This window comes from Exiguobacterium sp. E17S (assembly GCF_057772545.1).
Map to the genome: position 1 here is coordinate 305106 of NZ_JBYLRU010000001.1, position 20132 is coordinate 325237.

18 protein-coding genes are annotated in these 20132 nt (G+C 47.6%); 9 read left to right on the forward strand and 9 right to left on the reverse strand.

Going from position 1 to position 20132, the window contains the following annotated elements; translation table 11 throughout:
- Nucleotides 1-3: 3 nt before the first annotated feature.
- From AC3B4V_RS01580 to AC3B4V_RS01600, 5 genes are all read left to right on the forward strand, one after another.
- Entirely contained in the window at nt 4-2121 is a 2118-nt protein-coding gene (locus AC3B4V_RS01580; protein ID WP_488377587.1) for a DNA topoisomerase III, read from the forward strand.
- Nucleotides 2121-2540 (forward strand): hypothetical protein, encoded by a 420-nt coding sequence (locus tag AC3B4V_RS01585; RefSeq protein ID WP_023467641.1) that lies wholly within the window; start codon nt 2121-2123, stop codon nt 2538-2540. Before AC3B4V_RS01580 ends, AC3B4V_RS01585 begins: the two co-directional genes overlap by 1 nt.
- 71 nt (nt 2541-2611) lie before the next feature.
- Nucleotides 2612-3064, forward strand: a complete 453-nt coding sequence (locus tag AC3B4V_RS01590; RefSeq protein ID WP_488377588.1) for a hypothetical protein — start codon at nt 2612-2614, stop codon at nt 3062-3064.
- A 207-nt stretch (nt 3065-3271) separates the two neighbouring features.
- Nucleotides 3272-5827, forward strand: a complete 2556-nt coding sequence (locus AC3B4V_RS01595) for an ATP-binding protein (protein ID WP_488377589.1) — start codon at nt 3272-3274, stop codon at nt 5825-5827.
- Between the two features lie 179 nt (nt 5828-6006).
- Nucleotides 6007-7080, forward strand: coding sequence for an MFS transporter (locus AC3B4V_RS01600; protein ID WP_488378215.1), 1074 nt, complete (start codon nt 6007-6009; stop codon nt 7078-7080).
- A 267-nt stretch (nt 7081-7347) separates the two neighbouring features.
- Here the strand turns inward: AC3B4V_RS01600 and AC3B4V_RS01605 are convergent, their stop codons facing one another.
- The 6 genes from AC3B4V_RS01605 to AC3B4V_RS01630 all read right to left on the reverse strand — a co-directional run bounded on the left by AC3B4V_RS01605 (nt 7348) and on the right by AC3B4V_RS01630 (nt 13256).
- A complete protein-coding gene (locus AC3B4V_RS01605) occupies nt 7348-8520 on the reverse strand; it encodes an MFS transporter (RefSeq protein ID WP_290776239.1) in 1173 nt (390 codons plus the stop codon).
- A 114-nt stretch (nt 8521-8634) separates the two neighbouring features.
- Nucleotides 8635-9663 (reverse strand): ABC transporter permease subunit, encoded by a 1029-nt coding sequence (locus AC3B4V_RS01610; protein ID WP_214769142.1) that lies wholly within the window; start codon nt 9661-9663, stop codon nt 8635-8637.
- Nucleotides 9663-10523: an ABC transporter permease subunit gene (locus AC3B4V_RS01615; RefSeq protein ID WP_047390994.1), complete on the reverse strand. Its 861-nt coding sequence runs from the start codon at nt 10521-10523 to the stop codon at nt 9663-9665. The genes AC3B4V_RS01610 and AC3B4V_RS01615 overlap by 1 nt, the downstream gene beginning before the upstream one ends.
- A gap of 28 nt (nt 10524-10551) precedes the next feature.
- Nucleotides 10552-11619, reverse strand: a complete 1068-nt coding sequence (locus AC3B4V_RS01620; protein WP_023467648.1) for a DUF58 domain-containing protein — start codon at nt 11617-11619, stop codon at nt 10552-10554.
- Between the two features lie 6 nt (nt 11620-11625).
- A complete protein-coding gene (locus AC3B4V_RS01625; protein ID WP_029341157.1) occupies nt 11626-12549 on the reverse strand; it encodes an AAA family ATPase in 924 nt (307 codons plus the stop codon).
- A 17-nt stretch (nt 12550-12566) separates the two neighbouring features.
- The gene (locus AC3B4V_RS01630) at nt 12567-13256 is read right to left on the reverse strand and encodes a hypothetical protein (RefSeq protein ID WP_488377590.1); all 690 of its coding nucleotides are present in this window, start codon (nt 13254-13256) and stop codon (nt 12567-12569) included.
- 181 nt (nt 13257-13437) lie between these two features.
- On the opposite strand from AC3B4V_RS01630, the gene AC3B4V_RS01635 reads away from it, so the two are divergent.
- A complete protein-coding gene (locus AC3B4V_RS01635; RefSeq protein WP_223041541.1) occupies nt 13438-14052 on the forward strand; it encodes an NAD(P)-dependent oxidoreductase in 615 nt (204 codons plus the stop codon).
- A 259-nt stretch (nt 14053-14311) separates the two neighbouring features.
- Here AC3B4V_RS01635 and amyS read toward each other — a convergent pair whose 3' ends face one another.
- Nucleotides 14312-15853, reverse strand: coding sequence for an alpha-amylase (gene amyS / locus AC3B4V_RS01640; protein ID WP_488377591.1), 1542 nt, complete (start codon nt 15851-15853; stop codon nt 14312-14314).
- A gap of 337 nt (nt 15854-16190) precedes the next feature.
- On the opposite strand from amyS, the gene AC3B4V_RS01645 reads away from it, so the two are divergent.
- Both AC3B4V_RS01645 and AC3B4V_RS01650 read left to right on the forward strand, forming a co-directional pair.
- A complete protein-coding gene (locus AC3B4V_RS01645; protein WP_488377592.1) occupies nt 16191-17015 on the forward strand; it encodes an endonuclease I family protein in 825 nt (274 codons plus the stop codon).
- Nucleotides 17016-17375: 360 nt separating this feature from the next.
- Nucleotides 17376-17960: a YdcF family protein gene (locus AC3B4V_RS01650; protein WP_023467654.1), complete on the forward strand. Its 585-nt coding sequence runs from the start codon at nt 17376-17378 to the stop codon at nt 17958-17960.
- Between the two features lie 52 nt (nt 17961-18012).
- On the opposite strand, the gene AC3B4V_RS01655 is transcribed toward AC3B4V_RS01650, so the two are convergent.
- Both AC3B4V_RS01655 and ytzI read right to left on the reverse strand, forming a co-directional pair.
- Nucleotides 18013-18564: a hypothetical protein gene (locus AC3B4V_RS01655; RefSeq protein WP_195865474.1), complete on the reverse strand. Its 552-nt coding sequence runs from the start codon at nt 18562-18564 to the stop codon at nt 18013-18015.
- Between the two features lie 134 nt (nt 18565-18698).
- On the reverse strand, nt 18699-18872 hold the full coding sequence (gene ytzI / locus AC3B4V_RS01660; protein ID WP_023467656.1) for a YtzI protein: 174 nt from the start codon (nt 18870-18872) through the stop codon (nt 18699-18701).
- 126 nt (nt 18873-18998) lie between these two features.
- Here ytzI and AC3B4V_RS01665 point away from each other — a divergent pair, with 126 nt between their 5' ends.
- Nucleotides 18999-20102: a PP2C family protein-serine/threonine phosphatase gene (locus tag AC3B4V_RS01665; protein ID WP_373953870.1), complete on the forward strand. Its 1104-nt coding sequence runs from the start codon at nt 18999-19001 to the stop codon at nt 20100-20102.
- Nucleotides 20103-20132: the final 30 nt, after the last annotated feature.

Here is a 20132-nt window from a genome sequence, read left to right on the forward strand (position 1 = left end):
CGTGTGCAATTGATCATTGCTGAAAAACCAAAACAAGCTGAAAAACTGGCAGCACCGTATCCGTCCGTGAAGCGGGACGGCTACATTGAAATCAAGCCGTGTGACCGGTTTCCGCAAGGAGCAAAACTCGCCTATGCGGTCGGACACTTATGTGAACTGCAGGAGCCGGCGCATTATGACGCCAAATGGAAACGATGGAACTACGATCATCTGCCGATCATCCCGGAACGATTTGATTACCGACTGGCAAAAGGTAAGAGTAAACCGTACCAAGTCATCAAGAAATTATTGAATGAGCGGACGACGACTTCCATCATTATAGCATCGGATGCCGAGCGAGAGGGAGAGGCAATCGTCCGATTGATCCTACGTCTCGCGAACAACGCGAAACCACTGCAACGACTCTGGATTTCGAGTTTGACGCCTCAAGCGGTTGATCATGGGTTTGCGAACCTGCTCGATGGTAAGGAAACAGAGAACATCTTCCATGAGGCGATGAGTCGCGCTTGCGCCGATTGGCTGATCGGGATGAATGCGTCCCGTGCGTATACGACGTTACTGAAGAAGAAGGGCATCGCCGACGTTTTTTCCCTCGGACGAGTCCAGACACCGACGCTTGCACTGATCGTTGAACGGGAAAAACAGATCGAGAATTTCTTACCGGAGACGTACTACGAAGTCGAGGCGGATTTTACGCGATACAAAGGAAAATATATCAATGCGAAGAAACAGACGAAACTGAGTGATCGGGAACAGGCACAAGCGATCGTGGATCGGACGAAAGGAACCGGAATCGTCGCATCGATCGAGAAAAAACGGCAGACGGAACGTCCACCGTTTTGGTTCAGTTTGTCGCTCTTACAAACAGAAGCGAGCCGACGGTTTGGTCTCGGTGCAAAAGAGACGCTCGATATCGCGCAAAAACTCTATATCCGTGGTTGGATCAGTTATCCGCGAACGGACTCTTCCTTCGTGACGAAAGAGGAGGCGGGACAGTTCCCGGTCATTCTTGATCGGTTATTGAAGCAAGCGGAATATAGCCCAATCAAGGGTGTCCTGACGAACAATCCAGCTAACGATAAACGCTACGTCAATCCGGCAAAGGTCAGCGACCACTATGCGATCATTCCAACAGAAGAGGCGGGTGCCGTCGCGAAGCTCTCTGGACGAGATGCGCAAGTCTACGATTTAATCGTTCGCCGTTTCCTTGCTGCCTTTGCACCGGACGCTGTCTCGGAGAAAACGGAAATCGTGACGACGCGTGAGATGGACCGTTTTTTGACACGCGGCAGTCGGACGATTGATCCGGGCTTTAAACAGGTCTTACAAATCGAGTCAAAGGAAGTCGAATTACCAGCCGTCGAACAAGGACAAGAGATGCCGATCAAAGGCTGTCGTCTGCTTGAGAAACAAACGGAGCCGCCGAAACGCTATACGGAAGGGACACTCATCCTCGGCATGAAAACAGCTGGCAAATTACTCGAAGATGAGCTACAAGCGATCATGAAGGAAGTCGAGGGACTCGGGACGGAAGCAACCCGTGCCGGGATCATCGACGGACTAAAACGACGCGAGTACATTAAACTTGTCAAAAAAGAGATTCATCCGACGCCAAAAGGTCGAATCTTGATCGATGCCGTGACGGGAAGTATTCTTGCTTCACCAGAGATGACAGCGAAGTGGGAAAGCCGTCTCGAGCAAATCGGCAAAGGGGAAGCATCGGCTGCCCAGTTCATTGAACAGGCAAAAAAATTATCAGAGCATCTCGTCGTTGATGCCAAACAACGGATCGAACAACTCGCTGTTGATCCGACGCAAGTCAAAAGCAAGTCTCCGCGGGGTGCGACGAATCGTCCGGTCGGTCCGTGCCCACTGTGTCAATCAGCGGTGCTTGATCGAGGGAAATTCTATGGCTGCAGCGGCTATCAGAAGAATAACTGTGGCTTTACGTTACCGAAAACGATCCTTGGTGCCAAATTGACACAAACGGAAGTCAAAAAAGTACTCGCAGGTCAAAAGACAAAGCCACTTGAGATGAAGAAGAACGCGCGTCAGTTCAAGGCGATGCTTTATCTCGAACGCGATCAATTAAAATTCGAATTCACGAAAGGAGAAGACTGATGCAATACGAACTGATTCAAAATCAAACGTTTCGTCCTGTCTTTGAACGACTGTTACAGGAAGGGCGCCGCTTGACGGTCTGGTTTCCGGACCATATTGAGGTACAGTCGGCAGAAGGACTGGTCGAAGAAGCAGAAGAACTGTTTGGTGTGACTGCGGAAGTGATCGATGATCCACAATCATTCGGCAAACACATCCTGCTTCCGTACTTGACGGAAGTCGAGCACAGGGAAGATGGATTCATCCGCTACGAAGCTGAGTTGACGGAAGAGTTACGCCAACTCGTACGCGAATTGACGTTACCGATGCTGACGGAAGGCGACTTCGAAGTGTTGTATTCATATCAAATCGAGACGGAGACGGAACGCTTCTTCGTTGAAGACTGGTTCCAAGCTGACTTACAAAAACTACCTAACTAGGTGAAACTTTCTTGAAGAGGATGACGTAGGATAAGTGATCGTCATCATTCTATTCATTTGGAGGGTTCACTATGTTCACAGTAGCATTCATGGAAGGCGAACTGGGAGGCGACGGCTTCTTCTCGGGCATGCCGATTTTCATGGTCGGATTTTTTGTTCTCATCATCGGTTTCATTCTGTTTGGAGTCATCTCTGCAGCCTCAAAGGGAATCTCAACGAATTCATTGACGCAACAACTGCGCGAGCATGCGGCGCGTCTCGTCAGTCCTAATGAATCGGATGCACTGAATTACGTCGCTTACTTAGAAACGTTGACAAGTTTTCCGGTGGAAAAGACGAATCTCGAACCGTTCCGGATTGCGACCGGTATCTTAAGGCTCGTCCAAGGAACGGATCAGATTTCCGAAACGACGAAAAAACAAGTCGTCGCCCAATACTTACGGCTCGGCATTTTGGATGCGGATCATTTAGCGGACGAACAGCCGGTCCGGAGTCATAGTCATAGCCATCACCATCATCATTAAAAAGGGTCCTGAGGGGCTCTTTTTTTGTTGAAAACGATCGAATCGTGACATCTAATTGTCATATACAACGATTTAGATTAAAGTTGTATGAAATTGAAATCTTTTTGAGCAGAATGCTGTGTATCGATTGAAAAAAGTTTACAATGAATGGACGGGAATACCTTTATTGCTGGAGAAGGATAAAGGGAAAGGAGTTGAATTTCTTTAATGAAAACATGGCTGAATCGAACGATTGGACGGCAAATCATGTCTGCGTTTTATGTGATTTTTCTGACACTGCTGTTAACGACAGGTGGTGTCTACCTATATACGAAACAACAGGTGGATGAATCACGGCAAGAATTAAAGATGTTAAACGAACATCGGACACGGGCGACGGATTTGTACGAATCATGGCAAAGCATGCAGTACGAAATGCGGGGCTTCGTCTTGCTTGGTGACGAAGAAATGCTGAAGGAAATCGAAGCAAAGAAAAATGGTATCAATCAACAAACGACGTGGTTCGAGCGAAATGCACGTTTTAAAGAAGAACGACAGTATGCAACGGACGCACGGGAACTCTACACGGCGTATACCCAACGCGTCATGCCGAGCCTCGTCAATTATGTCGCGGCGAAAAAAGACGGCAAAGTGACGGAGCCGTTCTTGAAGATGCCGACGCTTGGAAAGGTCACGAAATCAAAACCACTCGATCCACAGCGAAAGTTCAACATCAAGACGAAGAGTGCGGCTGATATGAGTTCAAGTATCGTTGATATGGAGAGCGTTTTTACAAAATATCGTAATTCCTTAAACGATCAAGAGATGGCGGCACAAGAGCAGCTTGGTAAACAAGTCAACTCGTCGCAAATTCTCGGAGCAGTCAATATCGCAATCCTCTTATTGATCACGCTCGTTTTCGTCCGACCATTCGTCCGCCGCTTGACGCGTCAGTTGCGTCAGTTGAACCGGGAAAGTGGACGACTCGCTAAAGGTGAAGATGCGACGCCGATCGTCATCACGAATCGTCAAGATGAGATTGGTGAATTGACGACAACGTTCAACCAGATGGCAGCCGCCATTTCCGGGCAAAAACATCAACTTGTCGCAAGTAACGACGAACTCCAAAGTCAACAAGAAGAATTAATTGCTCAGCAAGAAGAACTGCAATCGCAACAGGAAGAGCTCGAAGAAGCACTCGACATCACTTTACGTAACGAGACCCATTTGCGTTATCGCAATGAGTTGACCGAGACACTCGCGTCTCGCGAAACGTTGACGGCGTATCCGGCGATCATCGAAAAATTGATCACAATTACCGATGCGGAGCTCGGAGCGATCGTCTTCTTAGAGCAAGACCGCTATACGAATCTCGTCTCGTACGGGATGACGAAGGAGCAAGAGTATCAGTTATTACATGCTTCGACGTCATTACTTGAACGCGCCCGTCTAAACAAACGTGCCGTTCGTTCAAGTAAACAAGTCGCGAGTCATCATCCGCTCCCATATCCGTACACGATGTACGAAATCGTCGTACCGGTGATGGATCCAGCGACGAACACGATGATTGCAAGCATTTATCTCGTCCGTTACCGAGATGCCTTTACGGAAGAGCAGACGAACGAAATCTGGTCGTTCTCCCGTCAATTGGCACTCTCCTTGCTCCGGATGCGTGTCTTTGAAGAAGTCGAACGAGAACGGGAAAAGACGTCCAAACTTCTCCATTCGATTCGGGAAGCGGTCATCTATATCGAAGGAGAGACGATTTTTGCCAATAAACCATTGCTCGCTTTATTCCATCATCCGGCGCACGATCAAGTGGCGGAAGAAGGATTGATGACGCTCGACGTCAAAATCGAAGAGTTGGCAGTGCAAGTCGATCAACATGAGGCGTTCTTAACCTACATGGATCACGTCTGCAGTCAGGAAATTCCGACGGAGAGCTTGGCGTTGTCCTTAAACAAGGAAGAGCGATTCATCACGCTGTATGCAGAGGAAATTCATTACGGTGGTTGTTTCCGCGGTACGATGCTCGTCTTACGTGACGTGACGGCAGAGACAGCGATCGACCGGATGAAATCGGAATTCGTCTCGACCGTCTCGCATGAGTTGCGGACACCGCTTGCCTCGATTTACGGCTACACGGAATTGATGCTCGCGCGCGACGTACAGGAATCAAAACGTCAACGGTATCTCGAGACGATTCATGCAGAAACCGAACGGTTGACGAATCTCGTCAACGACTTCCTCGATGTCCAGCGCATGGAATCGAGTCAGCAACAGTATGACTTTAAACCGCTTGATCTGACGAAAGTCATTCAGGAAACGGTCGAGTTCCATACCGCTTCGGCAAAAGATCACGAGCTTGTCCTTGATTTTGAAGAAACGACGACGGGTCGGATTCATGCCGATGAACAAAAAATGCGCCAGTTGTTCACGAACCTGATCAACAATGCGATCAAGTATTCACCAGATGGTGGTCAGATCACGATTACGATGCGTCAAGTCGAAGACCGGGTTCAGTTGAAGATCGAAGACGAAGGGATTGGTATTCCGCGTCACGCGCTACCACAACTGTTCAGTAAGTTTTACCGAGTCGATAATTCGGATAGTCGAAAAATCGGCGGTACCGGTCTTGGTCTTGCGATTTGTCAGGAAATCGTTCGTTCGCATGAAGGAATGATTCATGTCGAATCAACGGAAGGTGTCGGGTCGGCGTTCATCGTCGAACTACCGATCGTCCAGTCCGTCGTACCGGTCACGGAATCGGCAGATGAATGTTAATGTCAAAAACGTTCTTTGATTGAAAAATCAAAGAACGTTTTTTGTTGGTTTCCTCTGCAAAACGGGAATTAACTACTATCAAACAGAAAGGAAGTGAGGAGATGCGGCGAAGCAGATGGCCTTGTTAAGTCCGACGATCACTCATTCTTTGGATCCTGATCGAAGCCAGTAGTTCGTTCATTCCAGCTTATGTGATTGAACGCTTTTACTGGGAAGACCGGGGAATGAGCATTGCCGACGTCGTCATCGCAGAAATCGTCTTTGCTTGGGTCATGTTGATTGGTGAGGTTCCGTTCGGTTTGTTATCCGACCGGTGGGGTAGAAAGCCGTTCATTCTGGCTGGTTTCGTATGTGAGTGGTTATCGTTTACGGTGTTGATTGAAGCGCACTCCTTACTTGCCTTCCTCTTAGCGATGGTCCTTGCCGGCATCGGTGGCGCAGCACTTAGTGGAGCGATTGAAGCCCACGTCTATGAAACATTGCGAATGCAAAGGATAGAAGAGCGATTCGAGACGGTCTGGCGACTGATTTCAATCGGTGGTTTATTGACTTCAGGACTTGCGGCACTTGTCGGGAGTTACGCCGTGCGATCGGTAGACTTGATTTGGCACTATCACGTGTCCTGGTGGATTTTGCTCGGAACAGTACTGCTGACGTTTTTCTTAAAGGAAGCATCGCGAGAACAAGACGGAGAGACGAGTTCGTTGAAGACGTTGCTAAACGGTTTTTCGTTTCGACGCGTCTACGTCCGAATTCTTTGTCTTGTCTTGTTATACGGGACGACGATTGATTTCGTCGATGAGTTTTGGCAACTCTATCTACGGGATCAAACGATACCGATGGTCCATTTCGGATTCGTCTTCGTGTTATTCCAAATCATGCAGGCGATCGGTGCGTCATTATCTCGGTTCCGATCGCCCGTCGGATGGGCGATGATCTATATCGTGTGTCTTGCCGGATTGTCGGTTGCCTCTCCGCTCGTCAGTATCGGGTTACTCGGTACGCTGTACTTGTGCTATGGCTGGGCTGAGCCTTATGTGACCACTGTCATCCAAGAAGTTGCACCGCCAAATGGACGCGCAACGTTTACGTCGCTGATCTCAGTCATTGAACGTTTAACTGTGCTTGGAACCGGTACGCTGTTCGTCTTCGTCGAACGTGTCTTCTCGCTTCAGATGACCTATGCCGCGCTCGGTCTCGTCTCACTTATGTTGCTTCTGTTGTATAGTGTGACGCGAATGCGTCAGAACTGAATCAAAAAAGGGGCTGACTCAAAAGTCAGCCTCTACAAAGATAAGGATGGCAGAATGATAATCTGCCATCCTTATCTCGTAACAAAAAGAATGACGCGTCACACGCCACTCCTACAGGAACAAGCGCATTTATGCGCTGTCAGAGACGAACAAGACCCGCTTTCCTGCTCCAACGAAGCAGGAAAACGGGCTTGTGTCTCGCCTGAGGAAAGGGCGTGAAAAGACGCGTCATTCTTTTTTGAGTCAGCCTCTTTTGACTGTCATTTATTACGACACGTGTCGTTGCTCCTGAGAGGAACGTGCTAATACCTGGCGAGCTGGTTGCCACATCAACAAGGAGAGGACTCCTGCGAGCGCATAGACAATCTCGATCGCAAACAGATCGGCAAGCCATCCGAACAGCAGACTACCGAGACAGAAGCAGAGTGCATACACGGTTTGTTGCACGCTATAGACATACGGTAACCGTTCGAGTGGTGTCGTCGTCTGCAACAACGTATTCAGCTCGATCGCTCGGACTTGACTTGCAAACCCTTGGAACAGACAAGCTATCACGGCAAGTGTGACGATTGGAGCGAAAGCAAACAAGAAGGTCGCAACAATCGAAAAGCCGATACTACGATAAAGCAACGAACGCGTTCCACGACGACGTAACATCATGTAACTGCCGGCAATCATGCTCAGCAGATAGAAGGCATTTAGAATGCCCCACCAGCGTTCCGATAGCTGGAAATGTGTGTCGATGTAGACGAGGAACAGAGCAGAAATCCACGCCGTACTGACGAACGCATCGATTCCGACGAGATACGTGTTGGCTTTCGCGAAAGAATGCGATCGCGTGTAGCGAATACTCGACCGGAAGGAGACGTCTTCTTCTTCCATCGAAGGGTCGGGTAGAGAGCGGACGCTTCGATAGAACAGATAGCTGATGAGACTGGCACCTAAAAACAGACTAGCCGAGACGGACAAGACGGAAAGAGGCGATAACCAGCTGACCAGAATGGCGCCGAGCGGCCACATGATGAGCTGAATCACTTGATTCGAACCTTGTACGAGACTGTTAGCTTTCTGAACATCCTGACACAGTCGAGGGATGAAGGCACTTTCGATCGGACGAGCAAATCCGTCGAAGAAAGCGATACATCCAACGAGTGCGAGGATAAGTGGCAGTGGTAAATCAAATCCCCAGATGACGCCTAATAGAATCGTCTTGAGGAGTTGACTGCCGAACAACAAGGAGGCATGGGGAACACGTTGAGCGACTTGGGCGAATAAGAAGCCGCTTCCTGTCATGCCTGCTGTGACGAGAACAGGAAACAGGGCAGCGAGACTCGCTTGCCCTGTCGTTTGATAGATCATCGCGATCAAGGAGACGATATAGAGCGCATCTCCCGCATTCGCAATCCATTGACTGACCAATAAAAGCGTAAACCGGTTCATTCTGAATGACCTCCATATCGTACGTATTTAGTTAGGAGTGAGAATTCAGAATGACTTACATCGGACGCCCTCATTTCGTGTTTTTTTCTAGTGTAAGAGGAAAAAAATGGATTGTCAATCAGAATCGTGACGGGAGTTCCGGGCAACGAGTGTGAAGGGATCGACCATCGACGTCGCAGCGGCTTCGTCTTGAGCACGAGATGCCGATAGCTTGATTGGTTTTAGTTGCTGGCGGAAGCGGAAAGCCCGTTCGAGTCGACTCATGAATAGATTGCTGAAAAAGACGACTAATGCTAGCCCAATCAGTGGAACAAGGAACATATGATTGAGCCAAGACGTCGCTGAAAACTGGTTATAGTAATAACCGAACATCGAGGACCACTCAAAAATCGTTGGGGCAGTTCCTACATGTAAATTAACCGTTCCAGCGAAGAAAATTTTGAAAAGTGATAAGTGAACGAGTAACATCAACGTTTGGATGAACTGTTGCATAAAAACGATTGTCAACGTTGGAACAAGATGTGGCCAAATGTGGCGTCTGAACCGATGCCACGGACTGCCACCAAGCGTCTGGGCGACAATCATGAACTCTTGACTAAGTAACTGACGGGTCTCAGCAATCAGATAAAGCGATAAAGAGGGGAGACCAAGCAAAATCAAGACGATCAACTCGAACGATACACGGTCGAACAACGATGGGATAGCAGTCGAATCAAAGAACGTAAGTGATGGAAGCAAAATGAGCAACGCGACAAGAGAGAGCGGTAAAACTAAAAATCCATCAAGAATAAGTTTTAAGTATCGATTGACGCGAGCACTTCTAAAAGCTAGCGGAATCGCAATCACTAGCGAAAGAAACATTCGACCGAGCGCAACAATCATACAAATACCGGCTGTCCATTTAAATCCTTCAATCATCAATTGAAAGAGGTCATAGCCAGAGCGGTCTGTACCGAGCCATTGATCACTTGACGGTTTTAGTGGTGATGTCGCAAGGAACGTACCGTCTTCAGCATACCGGTTCGAGATTTGATCGACTTGACCATCACGAAAGATCGTATTTCCAAAACTAAGGAGCAGTAAACCAGTGAGTAAAAATAAACACAGCCAGAAGACAGGATCTCGCATCAAAGTACGACGCATCAAATCCCCCCTTTCCAGGCGTTAGGAATAAGCCATTCTGCCAACAAATCAATGATGAAAATCGGTAGATAGATTAAGAACAAGATGACCATCAAAATCGGCATTTGTCCATTATAAAAGACGAACCGGAACATACCTTGCACTTCGAACGTGTATTCAATGATCACGAGACTCGATAAGACCGTAATGATGTTCGCTCGGAAAAACAGATAAAACCGATAGATCATTGTCGGAATCAAGTGTTTCCAGAAAAGAGCGGCAGGACGAATGCCTTTAGCCCGTGCGAGTTCAAGAAAAGGAGCAGCTTCCTGTTCGAGTACTTGCGTCGTCAACCATTTGATGAAGAAGAATAGTGTTGTCAACGTTAGGGTAAGAATCGGTAAAAAACGAATGTACTCAGCATAGGATCCCGCAATTTCGATTTTGTCATACCCGGTCGTTTTAAACAGATAAAGGACAAGGAATTGTGAAAGAATGATCCAGAACAGATCCGGAACCATCTCAAGCGTCCGCGTTGTCTGTTTCAGCATCATGCGTGTTTTGCGGCCACTCCGATAAAACAAATAAGCATAAAAAATCGCACACACAGCGGAGACCAGCATAGCTGTCGTAAAGATGATTAACGTCTCTTTAATAAAGGGACTGATGGTAGGAAGCAATAAGAACTCCTTTTGAGCGGTTACGTTGAAATAGGTAATCTCATCAAGTTTCGTTAATTGAGCAAATTGCTGTTTCAGACCTTCCCAGTAGCTTGCTGGGTTGAATTTCATTTGCGCAACGAGTGCTGGAAGGGCGCTGATCGCAATCAAGACAAAAAAAGCCACGATGAGCTGAATTGATTTTCGGGCGATAAAAAACATGAAGGGAAAAACTCCTTTCTTTGGATCCTCAACCGATGGCGAGGATTCGGTCATTGCCAATTTGGATCAACTGACTGTTCATATGTTTCCGGCGCAGTACGTAGCGTTCGAACTGTTGCGTCGCGATGAACGAATCACGCGTCGAGACCGTCGAGAGCGTCATCAGGACATGTTTTAATTGTGGTTGTCCTTCTTGTAATGAGAGATGCGTCATTCGGTTCGCTCCGTCGAGTCGATTGAGGAATAGTTCGATCTTACAGCCTTCTTTGATTAATTCACTGATCAGGAATGCGGCTTGTTCAATGAACGTCTCAAATTGTTGATGGAGACCGTAACCGCTCGGAGCTGATAAATTTAAGGCAATCGTAAACGTATCCTGATTGCTCGTTTCGAACACTTTCGCCTGCAGACGACCGGTCTTCGCCGTCGCATACCAATCGATCTCTTTTGACGGTTCCGCCGTATAAGGTTTTGCACCAAGCTGAACCAGTTTGTTCTTGAGCGGTGAGTAGCGGTCCGGTCGATCACCGATCCGTAAACGTTGTAAAAGAAGCGGCGTCGCTTGCGCCGTCAAGGACGGCAAGACTGTAAACGATGGATACGTATCGAACGTAAAGAGATAAACGCCCATCTTCCAAGGCAGGCGAATCGTTAAGATGATCTCATCGAACTCGGCTGGTCCGCGGCGAACCGTCTGAATCGGGATCGTCACTGCGTCTTCAGAGTCAATCACTGCATGAAACGTCGCCGGATGTAGTGGATCCATCTCCGGGAAGATGACTCCGCCATCCGTGTGCAAACGAAGTGTCGCTTCGAGCCCAAGCTGACTCAAGGATTCGACGCCGAAGACTTGTAAATGGAGCGATGTCTTCTCCTGGTTGAACATCAATGATTCATAGTGCTTCCATTCGATTGCGACATCCCGTCGCAACTGCTTTTCTGTTCGCCCGACGACGAAATGAATCGTCGCCAAGGCTGCGAACAGGAAACCGAGGACGGAAAGACGCGGAATGAAGAGGAAGATGAACGTCATCGTGACGTACAGTGGAAAAAGTCGGCGTTCAAGCCAAAACGGGACGGAACGTTCAATCTGCATGATTCGTCACCCCATCTCGACCGGAACCGGCACGTCGTCCAGAATATGCGTCAAAACAGCCGCTTTCGTCGTCTTGATTCCACCTTCGAGTGTCAGTGTCAGGCGATGGGATAGGACGTGTTTTGCAAGATATTTGATATCTTCCGGAATGATGAAGTCGCGTTGATTCAAGAACGCGTAACTTTGCGAGGCGCGAAGTAATGCAATCGCTCCACGCGGACTGACGCCGACTTCAATGAGTTCATGATTTCGTGTCGCTTGAACGATGTGTAATAGATAATCGAGCACGTCTTGCGATGCATGGACGCGGCGTGCCTCTTCCTGCCAGGAAATCAAGTCGCCACCTGACGCGATGCCGACGGCTGACCGACGGACGTTCGTCAGAATCTCAGACAATAAGCGACGTTCATTTTCGAAATCCGGATAACCGACTTCAATTGCGACCATGAATCGATCGAGTTGGGCGTCCGGTAGTGGGAATGTTCCTGCCGATTCAATCGGGTTTTGTGTTGCGATGACAAAGAATGGAGCTGGCATCTGATAGGTTGTTCCACCGATCGAGACCTGACGCTCTTCCATCGCTTCAAGTAATGCCGATTGTGTCCGCGGAACGGCGCGGTTGATCTCATCGATCAAGACGACGTTCGCAAACAATGGACCGCGTTTATTCTCGAACTCCTGCGTCTTTAAGTTGAAGAAGTCCGAACCGATGACGTCTGACGGGAGAAGGTCCGCCGTGAACTGGATCCGCGAGAAGGCACTCTCGAAGCTTTGAGCAAGCGCCTTCGCGAGCATCGTTTTCCCAGTACCCGGTACGTCTTCAAGGAGGATGTGTCCTTCAGCGATCAATGCCGTCAGACAGAGGTCAATAACATCTGGTTTACCGAGATAGATGGAATTAAGTTGGTCTTTTAATTGTTGTAGTTTCATAGGAAATCCCTCCAATGTTAAATGATTGAGTAGCGTGCGAGTTGTTGTTCGAAGCGTAGAATCTCATCGTTCGTGACGATCGTTTCCGACATATCACCGTAGCGGATATTCCGATATAACTGAAAATCGACAGGGACTTCAATCCGACGTAACCAGTCTTCGAGCGTTTCGTTCGGACGACGTTGCTGACTGCGCGGTAAGTGTTGCTCAAAGCGGATGACGAGATCACGGACACGTGAAGACGAATACGATGCATACAGGTAAGGCGATTTTCTTAAAGAAGCAGGACGAAAGACCGATTGAGCAAATGGAACGTCATCCGTTACTTCTCCTGTAGACCTGCGTCGTTTTTTCACGCGACGCGACTGAACGAGTTTCCAGACCATGAAACTAAACAAGCTGATTAAAATGATGTATTGCAGATAAGAAAAGGGGGAGTCAGAAGCATCCGCTTTAAGGGATTTCCAGAGCTCTTTTGGACCAGGTATTCGTTCGATTGGACTAAATGGCATCTTGTCTCTTGTAACTTGAGAGGGACCAGAATCATTTTTACGATCAATATCTCCATCTACGTATCGCCAGTCTGATGGATTTTTAACAGGATCCGGCATGATGTAATGCGTATAGACGTACGTCGCGGTAGTTTGAAACAAGAACAGACCAATCAGAATGACACCAAGCGACATGATAAAGCGTTGCCGTAACACAAGCGATCCTCCTTCCTGTTTTTAAGGAAAAAATATCCATATGTACTTAGGAAGATTTTAGCATACACGCTTAACAAATAAAAACAATTTTCTGAAAATAAAGACAAGGTGCGACGATTCATTTTCAAGTGGTGAGGGTATGATGGAATCAGTGGATCTTGAAAGAGAAAGGGTGTTTTGTATGAAATTGATTATTTTTGGAGCGACGGGTCAAACGGGGCAAGAACTGGTCAAGCAAGCGATTGATCACGGGCATGAGGTCACAGCCTTCGTCCGCAGTCCGGAAAAACTGACGCTACGTGACGAACGGTTACATGTCGTTAAAGGCGACGTGCTCGATCAAGAAGCGGTGACGGCTGCTGTTGCCGGGCAAGAGGCTGTCCTGACAGCACTCGGTACGGAAAGTCTTGCTTACAATGGCTTTTTAGAACGAAGTCTCGTTCGGATCGTGACAGCGATGAAAAAACAGGGGGTAGACCGGATTGGTTATGTTGCGTCTGCCGGTGTTGATGATGAATTACCGGGTGTACAAGGGATGCTCGCTCAGCGGATTCTGAAAAATCCACTGAAGGATCACCGTCAAGCGATCGCGCTTTTGCAACAAGCGGATTTGAACTATACGGTAGCCCGACCACTCCGTTTACTGAACGGTCCGTTGACGGGACTTTATCGTCAAGCAGATACAGGTGTACCGGAAGATGCGAAACAGATCAATCGCGCAGATGTGGCGCATTTCCTCTTACAAGCGATTGAAACAGAAGATCATATCAAATCGAGTGTCGGTCTCGCTGAATGATGAAGAAGGGGCTGACTCAAAAGTCAGTCTCTACAAAGATAAGGGTGACAGAATGATAATTTGCCATCCTTATCTCGTAACAAAAAGAATGACGCGTCACACGCCACTCCTACAGGAACAAGCGCATTTATGCGCTGTCAGAGACGAACAAGACCCGCTTTCCTGCTTCAACGAAGCAGGAAAACTGGCTTGTGTCTCGCCTGAGGAAAGGGCGTGAAAAGACGCGTCATTCTTTTTTGAGTCAGCCTCTTTTGATTTCTTATTGTTGACGATAGACGGAGACCGAACCACCATTGACGAAGAATTGACCGTAGCCATCTTGGTTGATCGTGACCGATGCTGTGTTGTTTCCAGTGATGTCTGTCCAAACTTCTCCTTTGTTCTGAAGCCCGACGTACATCCATTTACTCCCGCCAGGACCATCTGAAAGGATTGTCGCAAGACCTGATTTTGCCCGGTCCGAGACACCTTCACGTGTCCAACCGATGATGTCTTGGTTATCGAGGTAATCGTTTTGTTTCCCGAACGCGAAGTCCTTCCGTGCTTTAAGTAACGGATCAATCTTCGAAGCGAGTGCTGGAATTTCGCGATTCGATGTACCCTTTGTACCATAGTAGTCACCATAGAAGACCGACGGATAGCCTTGTTCACGTGTCAGAATCATCGCGTAAGCAAGCGGTTTGAACCATGACTGAACCGTTGATTCAAGCGATTGTCCAGGCTGCGAATCATGGTTCTCTACGAGTGTGACGGCTTGGACTGGATTGCTCTTGACGAGAGTACCGTCAAAGATCGTCCGCATGTCATAGTATCCGCCGCCTTTACTTGCCTGTTCGAACTTATAATGAAGCGGTGCATCAAAGACGGATTGTTGATAATTCGTCCGGCTTAAGTAGTTTTGCAACGTGCCGAGATCGTTCTGCCAATACTCTGCGACTGTGAACAATGGTTTGCCTGTCGTCTGACGAACGTTCGCGAGCCAGTCCGCTAAGTAACCATGTTTGATATGCTTGACGGCATCGAGACGGAATCCATCAAGACCAAGTTCGTTGACGTACCATTTACCCCAGTTCTTCATTTCTTGCTGAACTTCTGGATGATCGAAGTCGAGATCCGCATACATCAAGTAATCGTAGTTGCCATTTTCAGTTGAGACATCCGTATCCCACGCTTTACCGGTACCGCGGAACTTGTAGATGGCACTCTTAGAACGTGATTGATCCCAGTCCGTGCCGTCGAAATGGTACCATTTCCACTTGAAGTTCGAGTAGAGGTTATTTCGTGCTGCAAAATTGAAACCCGTCCATGCTTGAATTTGATAATCGCCAGAGACTTCTTGATTACGGTTACCCGGGTTGACTTCGACTGCCGTGACGGCTTCCGTGAAATCGGCGCCACCTTTATGGTTCATGACGACATCACCATAGACATCGATTCCAGCGGTATGCAATTGTCCGATCGCCGTTTTTAATTGCGCCTTTGTGCCGTATTTCGTACGGACCGTTCCTTTTTGATTGAACTCACCTAAATCGTATAGATCGTAGGCGCCGTATCCGACATCATTTTGCGAAGTCCCTTTGTAGGCAGGGGGGATCCAGACCGATGTGATTCCGAGCTGATCGAGCTTTGTTGCGTCACTCCCGAGACGGTTCCAGTGGCTACCGTCATTTGGCACGTACCATTCGAAATACTGCATCATCGTACCATTGTCAGCTGTGGCACCGACTGCAATCGGTTGCGCAAGTGGCGCTAAAAAAGCAGCGGATGCGACGGTTGCTAAAATCCATCTTTTTTGTTTCACGTAAAGACCTCCTTATGATTTGTGAAAGCGCTTGCATTATTTATTATAGGGAAGCTTCAGACAGGAGGAATATCGTCCCGGATTCTTATTTGTAAGTCTCTTTTGTTCGTGACTTTTGACCCTAGAATATTTCTTCTGAAGAACTATTTTGATGGGATTGACGTCATGAATGAAAAAAATCAGGACCATCTAACCGTTGCCTTTCGATGAATATTCTGAACGACGACTCATCTTCAAAAAAGCAGGTCTATCGTCCATCTTCCACCAGGAATGGATTCGGTGTGAAAATGAGCGTGTAACATCCGCTTTCATACATACCATTTAAGGGGGAACACACATGAACTGGAAGTCAAAGGTCACAGGTGCGCTTGCCGCAACACTTGCGCTCGGGTCAATCGTCTTTACACCGGTCACAGCAAAAACAGTTGATCCAAAACAAGTTTCAACAGGTCCGCAGATGGTCACGTCACAATCGACGATCGATGCGTACTATTTACCAGCAGCGGGCAAGACAGGGGCAGCGTTGAAGGCATCGCTGCACGATATCATTGACAACCATACACAAGTGTCATACGACACGGTATGGACAGCACTGAAAGAAACGGATCAAGATCCAAACAATGCGAATAATGTCATTGAGTTATACACGGGGAAATCGATTGCGAAAAGTAACAACGGTGGGAATGTCGGCCAATGGAATCGTGAACATGTCTGGGCAAAGTCACACGGTGACTTTGGTACGTCAAACGGTCCAGGAACAGACTTGCATCACTTGCGTCCAGAAGATGTTGTCGTCAACAGCGCACGTGGGAATCTAGATTTCGATAATGGCGGTACAAAATACAGTGGTTGCGATTGCTATCGCGATAGCGATTCGTGGGAACCACCGAACCGTGTCAAAGGTGATATCGCGCGGATGATCTTCTACATGGCGGTTCGTTATGAAGGTGGCGGAGAAATCGATCTCGAAGCTTCAGAAAACGTCAATAATGGTACGAACCCGTTACACGGCAAATTGTCGACGCTGAAAGCATGGAATAAGCTTGACCCAGTTGATAGCTTCGAGAAACGTCGCAACGATGTCATCTTCGAGAAGTGGCAAAAAAACCGGAATCCGTTCATCGATCATCCGGAATACGTAACATCAATTTGGGGAAATTGATGACGAGTCAGTGAATAGGAAAGGGGCTAACTCAACAGTCAGTCTCTACAAAGATAAGGGTGGCAGAATGATGATCTGCCACCCCTATCTTGTAACAAAAAGAATGACGCGTTTCACGCAACTCCTACAAGGAAAAGCGCATCTTTGCGCTGACAGAGACAAATAAGACCCGCTTTCCTGCTTGAATAAAGCAGGAAAACTGGCTTGTGTCTCGCCTGAGGAAAGGGCGTGAAAAGACGCGTCATTCTTTTTTGAGTCAGCCTTTTTTCATTGAGTCCGAACCTGTTATGCTGAAACTTTTTTGGAGAACCATTCGTATTGCCTACCGTAAGCCATTTTTTAGTAGAGAGGTCGTACGGTATGATCAAACGCACGTTTAACAAACGAAACATCAAATGGATGGTCGGTGGGGGATTAGTCGCTTGTGTCGCCTTCTGGTACAGTGTCGGTATTTTCGTTAATAAAGGGGAACGGCCACTCGCTGATGGGACGTCACCGTATGTCATCGTCCTCGGTGCGGGTGTCAAAGGAGAAAAACCGTCGCAAATCCTACATAACCGGATTCAGGCAGCTGCGGCATATGGGAAACAACATTCAGAAGTCCGCTTCATCTTGAGCGGTGGACAAGGTCCAGATGAAGATATTTCAGAAGCAGAGGCGATGCGTCGCGGGATGGTGGCATCTGGGATTGCTGAAGAGCGGTTGATCCTTGAAGCCGACTCGACATCAACGACGGAAAATCTACAATTTTCCAAGGCGTTGTTGCCAAAGGACGTTCGTCGCGTCTCGATCGTCACGTCAGACTTTCATCTGTACCGTGCGCGACAAGAGGCGAAACAACTTGGTTTACAGACGGATGCGATTCCGGCTGAAACGCCACTTTCAGGAGTCCTTCGATTTGGAATGCGCGAACGCGTTGCGATCGTTGTTCAATTCCTACGCTAAAAACCCCGACATGCTGAACATGTCGGGGAGAAAGAAGAAGTGCATTGAATGATTAGATGCCTTCACCTTTATGTTTTTCTTCAGAAGATTGAGAATCATTTGCTTGTTTGTCGGAAGCATCATGCTCAGCAGGTGGTTCTTCTTTGCCGAGTGCGACATCCTTCGCTTCGACGACTTTATTGCTGATTGCATTCAAGTCACCTTTCGTCTCATTTACTGTCTCTTTCACCGTCGAGGCATCTGATTTCACCGTTTCAAGCTCTGTGTTCACTTTGTCATAGACATTTTGAACGTCAGATGCGACTTCTTGAATGATGCTTGAAGCACTCTTCACTTGATTGATGACTTGTGATGCTTTACCCGACGGATCTTCCTTAATAGAAGAAGCGAGGGTAGAGACGGAATCTTTCGCTCCCCGTAAACTCTGTTTCGTATTTTGGCGAGACGAAGAACTAAGTAGCGTCAATAGACCGCCGACAAGGGCACCGAGCAACATCCCTGTGACGAGATTGATTTGACGACCTGATGATTCTTCCTGATCGAACTGGCGATTCGGATGTTCTGCGTGTGCTACGTGTGGATCATGTTGAAGCTTCGGTTCCATGATGAACACTCCCTTGAGATAATATTTAACCATGATATGGATATACCCTTGTGAGTGAATAAAAAACATTTAAAAATAACATGTATTTGAAATGAATATAAAAAAGACCATCGTGATATGATGGTCTAAGAGGTTCATTTGTTGGATGAATCATCATCATTTTCGTGACGAAGTTTTCGGTTGATTTCATCATAATCGATTTCGATATCATCTTTGTTGCCTTTGTAGCCATATCCTTTCGAAATGACGATGATCGAGGCGACCAAGACGAATACGATGATGAGAATGGAGACGACATATAACCACATAGTCCACTCCTCCTTTCGTTCACTTTCTAGTATGACGGAAAACGCAGCTTCCGTCTAAACGAAATTGTAGGTTGTGTGCTAAACTGATGTCAGATAAACATGTTAAACGGAACGAGGTGACGGCGTATGAGTATTTTGGTCGTAGATGATGAGTTAACGAATTTAATGCTCCTAGAGCGATTGTTAGAAAATGAAGGCTATGACGTCGTCAAGGCGATGAGTGGGGAAGAAGCAATCGAATTGATGGAGGATCCGTTATTCATCGAACAGTTGGACGTCGTTCTCCTCGACGTCGAAATGCCAGGAATCAGCGGAATCGAGGCGACACGTTTGATTCGAAAACGGTTTGGTCTTGATGAATTACCGATTCTGATCGTTTCCGGGCGATCAAACGAAGAAGATATCGTTGATGGACTGAATGCAGGAGCATCGGATTATACAACGAAACCGATCCGTAAAACGGAATTGCTCGCGCGAGTTCGTAACGCGATTGGTCTGAAGCAAGCAATCGATGCGCGAAAACGATATGAAAAAGTATTACAGGAAGACTTTGATTTGGCGCAAAAACTGCAACAGAGTGTGCTCAGTGCGAATATCGAAGACGATGAGATCCGCATCATGGCGACGTATATCCCTTCTAAAAAGCTCGCGGGAGATATGTACGCCTGGTACCGCATCTCTCAGAATAAATACGGCATCATCTTGTTTGACGTCATGGGACACGGTGTCTCTTCTGCGCTGATCACGATGGGAATGAGTTCGATTTTGTTCGAACTCGTGCACCGGATTGGTGATCCAGCACGAGTACTTGAAGAATTGAATCAGCAGATGAGTCGTTTGTTCCCGGGAGACGAGACAGAAATCTATTTCACTGCCGTTTACCTCTACATCGACCTAGATGAGATGAAGCTCAGCTATGCGAACGCAGGGCACCCACCTGGTTTGTTACGTATGAATGATCAAATCATTCCGCTTGAGAATACGGGACTTCCTGTCGGTATGTTCGAAGACTCGACGTATTCGAGTAAGACGATCGACATCGTCTCACCAGGATGTGTTTACCTGTACACGGATGGTTTCATGGAACTCTACAGTAAAGGCATTGATGAAGGAATCCATGCCATCCAGAATCTGATCGAACAACAAGGACCGAACATCCATCAGTTGATTCAACCGGATCAAAGCGATGAAGCGGATGACCTATGTCTCGTGACGGTCGAAATCAATTAACCTGTAAATGAAAAGACTCAGCGACGGAAG

Bases quoted from the DNA above. Each gene is read 5' to 3' on its own strand.
- AC3B4V_RS01585 (WP_023467641.1), top strand. From the start codon at position 2,121: ATGCAATACGAACTGATTCAAAATCAAACGTTTCGTCCTGTCTTTGAA.
- AC3B4V_RS01590 (WP_488377588.1), top strand. From the start codon at position 2,612: ATGTTCACAGTAGCATTCATGGAAGGCGAACTGGGAGGCGACGGCTTC.
- AC3B4V_RS01595 (WP_488377589.1), top strand. From the start codon at position 3,272: ATGAAAACATGGCTGAATCGAACGATTGGACGGCAAATCATGTCTGCG.
- AC3B4V_RS01605 (WP_290776239.1), bottom strand. From the start codon at position 8,520: ATGAACCGGTTTACGCTTTTATTGGTCAGTCAATGGATTGCGAATGCG.
- AC3B4V_RS01610 (WP_214769142.1), bottom strand. From the start codon at position 9,663: ATGCGTCGTACTTTGATGCGAGATCCTGTCTTCTGGCTGTGTTTATTT.
- AC3B4V_RS01615 (WP_047390994.1), bottom strand. From the start codon at position 10,523: ATGTTTTTTATCGCCCGAAAATCAATTCAGCTCATCGTGGCTTTTTTT.
- AC3B4V_RS01620 (WP_023467648.1), bottom strand. From the start codon at position 11,619: ATGCAGATTGAACGTTCCGTCCCGTTTTGGCTTGAACGCCGACTTTTT.
- AC3B4V_RS01625 (WP_029341157.1), bottom strand. From the start codon at position 12,549: ATGAAACTACAACAATTAAAAGACCAACTTAATTCCATCTATCTCGGT.
- AC3B4V_RS01635 (WP_223041541.1), top strand. From the start codon at position 13,438: ATGAAATTGATTATTTTTGGAGCGACGGGTCAAACGGGGCAAGAACTG.
- AC3B4V_RS01645 (WP_488377592.1), top strand. From the start codon at position 16,191: ATGAACTGGAAGTCAAAGGTCACAGGTGCGCTTGCCGCAACACTTGCG.
- AC3B4V_RS01650 (WP_023467654.1), top strand. From the start codon at position 17,376: ATGATCAAACGCACGTTTAACAAACGAAACATCAAATGGATGGTCGGT.
- AC3B4V_RS01655 (WP_195865474.1), bottom strand. From the start codon at position 18,564: ATGGAACCGAAGCTTCAACATGATCCACACGTAGCACACGCAGAACAT.
- ytzI (WP_023467656.1), bottom strand. From the start codon at position 18,872: ATGTGGTTATATGTCGTCTCCATTCTCATCATCGTATTCGTCTTGGTC.
- AC3B4V_RS01665 (WP_373953870.1), top strand. From the start codon at position 18,999: ATGAGTATTTTGGTCGTAGATGATGAGTTAACGAATTTAATGCTCCTA.